The sequence below is a fragment of the Herbaspirillum sp. RV1423 genome (assembly GCF_000577615.1).
Lineage (GTDB): Bacteria > Pseudomonadota > Gammaproteobacteria > Burkholderiales > Burkholderiaceae_D > Herbaspirillum.
Genome location: NZ_CBXX010000029.1, coordinates 105,227 through 111,489 on the forward strand (window position 1 = coordinate 105,227; position 6,263 = coordinate 111,489).

A 6,263-nucleotide genomic window follows, 5' to 3' on the forward strand; every position below is an offset into this window, starting at 1 on the left:
GATTTACCGACCTGTGATCAGTCGATTACCTTGAAACGCGGATCGTCCGGATCGATCGAGGAAATACCGCGCGCTTCTTCGGTCATCTGGGTTTCTTCGGCGCGGTGTTCCTGGTTGCGCTTGGTTTCCAGATAACTGTAGATTTCGGTGATCAGGTCTTCACAGCCTTCGCGCGTCAGCGCCGAGATTTCAAAAACGGGACCCTTCCAGCCGAAACGCTTGACGAAATCCTTGACGCGTTTGGCGCGCTCGCCCTCAGGCACCACGTCCAGCTTGTTGAGCACCAGCCAGCGAGGTTTTTCAAACAGCGCTTCGTCGTATTTCTGCAGTTCCTTGACGATAGCCTTGGCTTCCTTGACCGGATCGACGGTGTCCTCGAACGGCGCCAGATCGACGATATGCAGCAGCAGACCGGTGCGCTGCAAATGGCGCAGGAACTGCACGCCCAGGCCGGCGCCGTCGGCGGCGCCTTCGATCAGACCGGGGATGTCGGCAATGACGAAGCTCTTTTCATGGCTTACGCGCACCACACCCAAATTCGGATGCAGCGTGGTGAACGGATAATCGGCGATCTTCGGGCGCGCGTTCGACACGGCGGAGATGAAGGTCGATTTGCCGGCATTGGGCATGCCGAGCAATCCGACATCGGCCAGCACCTTGAGCTCCAGACGCAACTCGCGGCGCTGGCCTTCCTTGCCTTCGGTCTTTTGACGTGGCGCGCGGTTGGTGGACGTCTTGAAATGGATATTGCCCCAGCCGCCTTCGCCGCCCTGCGCCAGCAACACGACCTGGTCGTGCTCGGTCAGGTCGGCGATGTGTTCGCCGGTGTTGTGATCGACGATCAGCGTGCCGACCGGCATGCGCAGGAAAATATCGTCGGCACCCTTGCCGTAGCAATCCGAGCCGCGACCGTTTTCGCCATTGCGCGCCTTGTGCAGCTTGGAATAACGATAGTCGATCAGGGTGTTGATGTTGCGGTCCGCGACCGCCCAGATGCTGCCGCCCTTGCCGCCGTCGCCGCCGTCGGGGCCGCCGAAGGGACGGAATTTTTCACGGCAAAAGCTGGCGACGCCATTGCCGCCGTCGCCGGCGATCAGTTCGATCTTTGCTTCGTCGATAAACTTCATGATGGTTACCGCTAACTTAAAAGTAAGAAGCTCTGCGTAAAATAAACTTGGTCAGGCAAGCGGCGGATGTGTGAGAAGACCGGTCGCCGGAACAGTGTCCGAACGATAGCGGCATAGAGTCGCGAAGTCGGAACACGGGTAGCTTAGGCAGAGATTCCTGAAGCTACAAGTGCAGTCGCCGCAAGACTGCGACGCTGCAAGGAAATTACAAAACAAACAAGCTGAAAACCAAAAAGGCTCTACCGGAGGCAGAGCCTTTTACTACTTTTGCTGCTTCTGTCTACAAAGGCTTGCGCCTTATGTAGCGACTAAAGCGCTGTACTCAAGCCGAAACTTAAGCAGCAACCACAGTCACGTACTGACGCTTGGCAACGCCCTTTATCACGAACTGGACTTTGCCTTCTGTCAGTGCGAACAGAGTGTGGTCCTTGCCCATGCCGACGTTTTCACCAGGATGAACCTTGGTGCCGCGTTGACGGACGATGATGCCGCCGGCATTGATTGCCTGGCCGCCGTAGACCTTGACGCCAAGTCGTTTCGACTCTGAATCACGGCCGTTGCGCGTGGTGCCGCCGCCTTTTTTGTGTGCCATTTATAGGACTCCTTGTATCTAGTTTGACCTACGCCAATCAGGCGTTGATCGAGACGATTTGCAATTCGGTGTAGTTCTGACGATGGCCTTGACGCTTCTGGTAATGCTTACGACGACGCATCTTGAAGATCTTGACCTTATCGTGGCGACCTTGCGCTACAACAGTAGCTAGCACCTTTGCACCCTCGACCAACGGCGCACCGAATTTAACGGTATCGCCTGCGCCCACTGCGAGCACTTGATCCAAAGTGATTTCAGAGCCAATGTCTGCCGGTATCTGTTCTACTTTAAGTTTTTCGCCAGCAGCAACTTTGTATTGTTTGCCGCCGGTTTTTATGACCGCGTACATGTGAAACCTCATCGAATGAATGAATGAATTTTATTTTTCTCCCAGCCGCCCTATGAAAAGCGGCTTTCGAATCGGGAAAACCTCCTATTATACATAGACTTAGCCGCTTCGTCAAAAGCTCTTGACTTTCGTGCGCAACACCGGGAGAAAATAGCAATACGGCAATTTCCCATAAGCAAAAAGCAGGAAGCGAAACGCCATTGCGGCACGTACCGTGTCATCGTATAATCACGGCAATCTTGATTTTTCACAGGTTCAGCCTTGTCCGCCGCTCTCCAATCCGCTACGCCAAACTCATTCATTGAACCGATAGCCGCCGACATGGGTGCGGTCAATACTGTTATCCGCCAGCAACTTTATTCCGAGGTGCCGCTGGTCAACCAGGTGGCCGAGTACATCATCAGCGCCGGCGGCAAGCGTATCCGGCCGGTGCTGGTGTTGCTGATCGCCAATGCCTATTCTTATCAGGGCGTCGCGCACCACGCGCTGGCGGCCGTGATCGAATTCATCCACACCGCCACCCTGCTGCATGACGATGTCGTCGACGAATCCTCGATGCGCCGCGGCAAGCAGACCGCCAACGCGCTGTTCGGCAACGCCGCTTCGGTGCTGGTCGGCGACTTCCTGTATTCGCGCGCCTTCCAGATGATGGTCCAGGTCGACAACGCCCGCGTCATGCAAATCGTGGCCGACGCCACCAACGTGATTGCCGAAGGCGAAGTGCTGCAATTGCTCAATATGCACAATCCGGACGTCAATGAAGCCGATTACCTGCGCGTGATCCGCTCCAAGACCGCCAAGCTGTTCGAGGCCGCCGCCCAGTTAGGCGCGCTGATCTCCGGCGCCGACGAAACCGGCATCGAAGCCGCCGGCGAATACGGCCGCTCGCTTGGCACCGCGTTTCAACTGATCGACGATGTGCTGGACTATTCCGGCAACGCCGCCGAAATCGGCAAGAATGTCGGCGACGACCTGCGCGAAGGCAAGCCGACGCTGCCGCTGATCTATCTGATGGAGCATGGCACGCCGGAACAACGCGAACTGGTGCGCAGTTGCATCGAAAATGGCGACGAACAGCATTTCGACCAGATCCTGGCGGCAATCACGAGTTCGGGCGCGCTCGATTACACGAAACAGGAAGCGCAAAAAGCCGCGCGCCGCGCAGCCGATGCCGTGAAGTCACTCCCTGGTAGCAAGTACAAAGATTCTTTGCTAGAATTATCGACTTTCGCAGTAGACCGAAATCATTGATCAACGATGATACGACAGTCGGGGTGTAGCTTAGCCCGGTAGAGCGCTACGTTCGGGACGTAGAGGCCGGAGGTTCGAATCCTCTCACCCCGACCAATCAGCCGATAATCGCAAGGGTTTCGGGCAACTGGTCAATATTACTGCGATGCAATGCCTCGTTCCGTCGTAGGCCATTCATGCATTGGCCGCCATCGCCAGTTCCCTCCGCCTCCAAAAAAATCCACCAACAGTATCCACGCAGTTTTCCCAAAATCATTCGGGCGTAGTCGAAGCGCATCGCAAATCCCTGAAAATCTCGCCTCGCCGATTCGAGATGACGCGTCTTCAGGCGTGCACTTGCTCTGAAACGTCCCGGTATTGTTCGGCGACCTTGAGCAGCCATGCGAGGAACACCTGCACCGCCTGCGACGCCTGCTTCTGCTCGGGCACGACGAAATAGTAATCCTTGGCGCCCGGCACCAGCATCTCCCACGGCACCGTCAACTGACCCGACTCGATATCGTCCATGACATAAGTGCGCGGCACCAGCGCCATTCCCGCACCGCGCCGGGCTGCTTCGATCGACATCGCATACATGTTGTAGCGTGGCCCTTTCAAAGCCCGTGCATCGGGACAGCCGGCCAGTTCAAACCAGCGCGACCAGGCTTCCGGCCGGCCTGTTTTGTGCATCAGTACATAGTTAAGCAAATCGGCCGGTTTACGGCAATGCTTGCCGCCGATCAATTGCGGACTGCAAATCGGGATCAGTTCTTCGGTGAACAGATAAGTGCTGGTGGCATTGGCCCAGACCGGATGATCGAAATGGATGGCGGCATCGAAGGGCGCTTCCGAAAACAGGAAAGGCTCCTCACGCGCAGTCACATGAATGGTGACTTCAGGGTGCAAGGTATTGAATTCGTTCAGGCGCGGCATCAGCCATTTCAACGCAAACGTCGGCAGTACCGCGAGCTCAAGCTGGATGCGCCCGGCGTCGTGCGCCATGGTCAACGTCGTGTCCATCTCCAGCTTGTCCAGGCTCTGCTGCACCATCAGGCTGTAACTCTTGCCGGCATCGGTCAGTTGCAACCTTTTTTTGACGCGGCTGAACAGCTTGACGCCGAGGTACTCTTCCAGCAGGGCGATCTTGCGGCTGATCGCGCTTTCAGTGAAAGACAACTCGTCGGCGGCGCGGGTGAAACTTAAATGGCGCGCTGCGGACTCGAAGGCCTCCAACATGCTGGTGCTGGGAATTTTTCTGCGCATCGATCTTGTTCCGGACGGTAGATCAATTGTGACGTGACGTCGTCCATTTTAGCATTGGCAATCGCGGCGCTCAGCATCAACACCGCGACAGACGAGAACGTAGCTGCCGACAAAGACAACTCGTCTTTGACACCGGAACAAGACATCAGGAGAACTTGCGTCGTCCATTCCATGCCAGCACCTCGCCGACGATACCGCGACGGAACGCCAGCACGCAGACGATGAAGATAAAGCCCGTCACGATGGTCACCGAGTCGCCCAGCGTGCTGAACCATTCGACATGCGTCACGGCGGCCAGCCAGTTGCCGATGTCGCCCAACTTGTTTTCCAGCACGATGATGATCACGGCGCCGACGATAGGACCGACGATGGTGCCCAAACCGCCCACCAGCGTCATCAGCACGACCAGGCCGGACATGCTCCAGTGGACATCGGTCAGCGTCGCGAAGCCCAGCACCAGCGCCTTGGCCGAGCCGGCCAAGCCGGTCAGCGCAGCCGACAGCACAAAGGCCAGCAGCTTATAGCGGTTGACGTCATAGCCCAGCGAGATCGCGCGCGGCTCGTTCTCTTTGATCGCTTTCAGGATCTGGCCGAATGGCGAATGGATGGTGCGCACGATCAGCGCAAAGCCGAAGGCGGCCAACGCCAGCACCACGTAATACAGCGTCAGGTCGTTGCCGAGGTCGATGACGCCCAGCAGCTTGCCGCGCGGGATGCCTTGCAGGCCATCTTCGCCACCGGTGAATGGTGCCTGCAAACAAACGAAGTACAGCATCTGCGCCAGCGCCAGCGTGATCATGGTGAAGTAGATGCCCTGGCGGCGGATCGCCAGCAGCCCCATCAACAGACCGATCAACGCTCCGGTGGCGGTACCCAGCACCAGGCCGATTTCGGTCGGCACGCCCCACACCTTCAACGCATGCCCGGCGACGTAAGCCGCCCAGCCGAAAAAGGCCGCATGGCCGAACGACAACAGGCCGATGTAGCCGGCCAGCAGATTGAAGGCGCTCGCGAACAAGGCGAAGCAAAGTATCTTCATCAGGAACACCGGATAAAGGCCGAAAGGCGCAACCAGCGCAGCCAAGAGCAAAATGCCGCAAGCGATTTTCTTGTTCATGATGTGCATCTCATTTTTCCTTGCCGAACAGACCGGCCGGACGAATCATCAATACGATCGCCATGATGATGAACACCACGGTCGATGAAATTTCCGGGTAGAACACGCGGGTCAGGCCTTCGATCACACCCAGCGCCAGGCCGGTGACGATGGAGCCGAGGATGGAGCCCATGCCGCCGATCACCACCACCGCAAACACCACGATGATCAGGTTCGAGCCCATCAGCGGCGAAACCTGGATCACCGGTGCGGCCAGCACGCCGGCAAACGCCGCCAGCGCCACGCCGAAACCGTAGGTCAGCGTCACCATCAGCGGCACGTTGATGCCGAAGGCTTCCACCATCTTGGGATTCTCCGTGCCGGCGCGCAGATAAGCGCCCAGGCGCGTCTTTTCGATGATGAACCAGGTCGAGAAACACACCACCACAGACGCCAGCACGACCCAGGCGCGGTAATTCGGCAACACCATGAAACCCAGGTTGGTCGCCCCCTGCAGCGCATCGGGTACTGAATAAGGCTGGCCGGAAACACCGTAGATCGAGCGGAAAATGCCTTCCACCATCAGCGTGATGCCGAAGGTCAGCA

The 6,263-nt window shown here is 57.6% G+C and carries 6 protein-coding genes, 1 tRNA gene and 1 pseudogene; 2 read left to right on the forward strand and 6 right to left on the reverse strand.

Annotation, left to right across the window (positions count from 1 at the left end; genetic code table 11):
* Positions 1-17 precede the first annotated feature (17 nt).
* The 3 genes from obgE to rplU form a co-directional block, all read right to left on the reverse strand.
* On the reverse strand, positions 18-1,127 hold the full coding sequence (gene obgE, locus RV1423_RS20845) for a GTPase ObgE (RefSeq protein ID WP_034300853.1): 1,110 nt from the start codon (positions 1,125-1,127) through the stop codon (positions 18-20).
* 334 nt (positions 1,128-1,461) lie between these two features.
* On the reverse strand, positions 1,462-1,719 hold the full coding sequence (gene rpmA / locus RV1423_RS20850; protein ID WP_034300856.1) for a 50S ribosomal protein L27: 258 nt from the start codon (positions 1,717-1,719) through the stop codon (positions 1,462-1,464).
* Positions 1,720-1,756: 37 nt separating this feature from the next.
* Positions 1,757-2,068 (reverse strand): 50S ribosomal protein L21, encoded by a 312-nt coding sequence (gene rplU / locus RV1423_RS20855; RefSeq protein WP_034300859.1) that lies wholly within the window; start codon positions 2,066-2,068, stop codon positions 1,757-1,759.
* A 261-nt stretch (positions 2,069-2,329) separates the two neighbouring features.
* Here rplU and ispB point away from each other — a divergent pair, with 261 nt between their 5' ends.
* Positions 2,330-3,319 carry an octaprenyl diphosphate synthase gene (gene ispB, locus RV1423_RS20860; protein WP_034300861.1) on the forward strand — a complete coding sequence of 330 codons (990 nt, stop codon included), beginning with the start codon at positions 2,330-2,332 and terminating at the stop codon, positions 3,317-3,319.
* 19 nt (positions 3,320-3,338) lie between these two features.
* Positions 3,339-3,415, forward strand: a tRNA-Pro gene (locus tag RV1423_RS20865).
* Between the two features lie 228 nt (positions 3,416-3,643).
* Here the strand turns inward: RV1423_RS20865 and RV1423_RS20875 are convergent.
* The 3 genes and pseudogenes from RV1423_RS20875 to RV1423_RS20885 all read right to left on the reverse strand — a co-directional run.
* On the reverse strand, positions 3,644-4,561 hold the full coding sequence (locus tag RV1423_RS20875; RefSeq protein ID WP_034300865.1) for a LysR substrate-binding domain-containing protein: 918 nt from the start codon (positions 4,559-4,561) through the stop codon (positions 3,644-3,646).
* 145 nt (positions 4,562-4,706) lie between these two features.
* A complete protein-coding gene (locus tag RV1423_RS20880; RefSeq protein WP_034300898.1) occupies positions 4,707-5,678 on the reverse strand; it encodes a branched-chain amino acid ABC transporter permease in 972 nt (323 codons plus the stop codon).
* 10 nt (positions 5,679-5,688) lie between these two features.
* A pseudogene (locus RV1423_RS20885) lies at positions 5,689-6,263 on the reverse strand (branched-chain amino acid ABC transporter permease); the annotation flags it as partial.

Coding starts and splice junctions, on each gene's coding strand:
- obgE (WP_034300853.1), bottom strand. CDS start 1,127: ATGAAGTTTATCGACGAAGCAAAGATCGAACTGATCGCCGGCGACGGC.
- rpmA (WP_034300856.1), bottom strand. CDS start 1,719: ATGGCACACAAAAAAGGCGGCGGCACCACGCGCAACGGCCGTGATTCA.
- rplU (WP_034300859.1), bottom strand. CDS start 2,068: ATGTACGCGGTCATAAAAACCGGCGGCAAACAATACAAAGTTGCTGCT.
- RV1423_RS20875 (WP_034300865.1), bottom strand. CDS start 4,561: ATGCGCAGAAAAATTCCCAGCACCAGCATGTTGGAGGCCTTCGAGTCC.
- RV1423_RS20880 (WP_034300898.1), bottom strand. CDS start 5,678: ATGAACAAGAAAATCGCTTGCGGCATTTTGCTCTTGGCTGCGCTGGTT.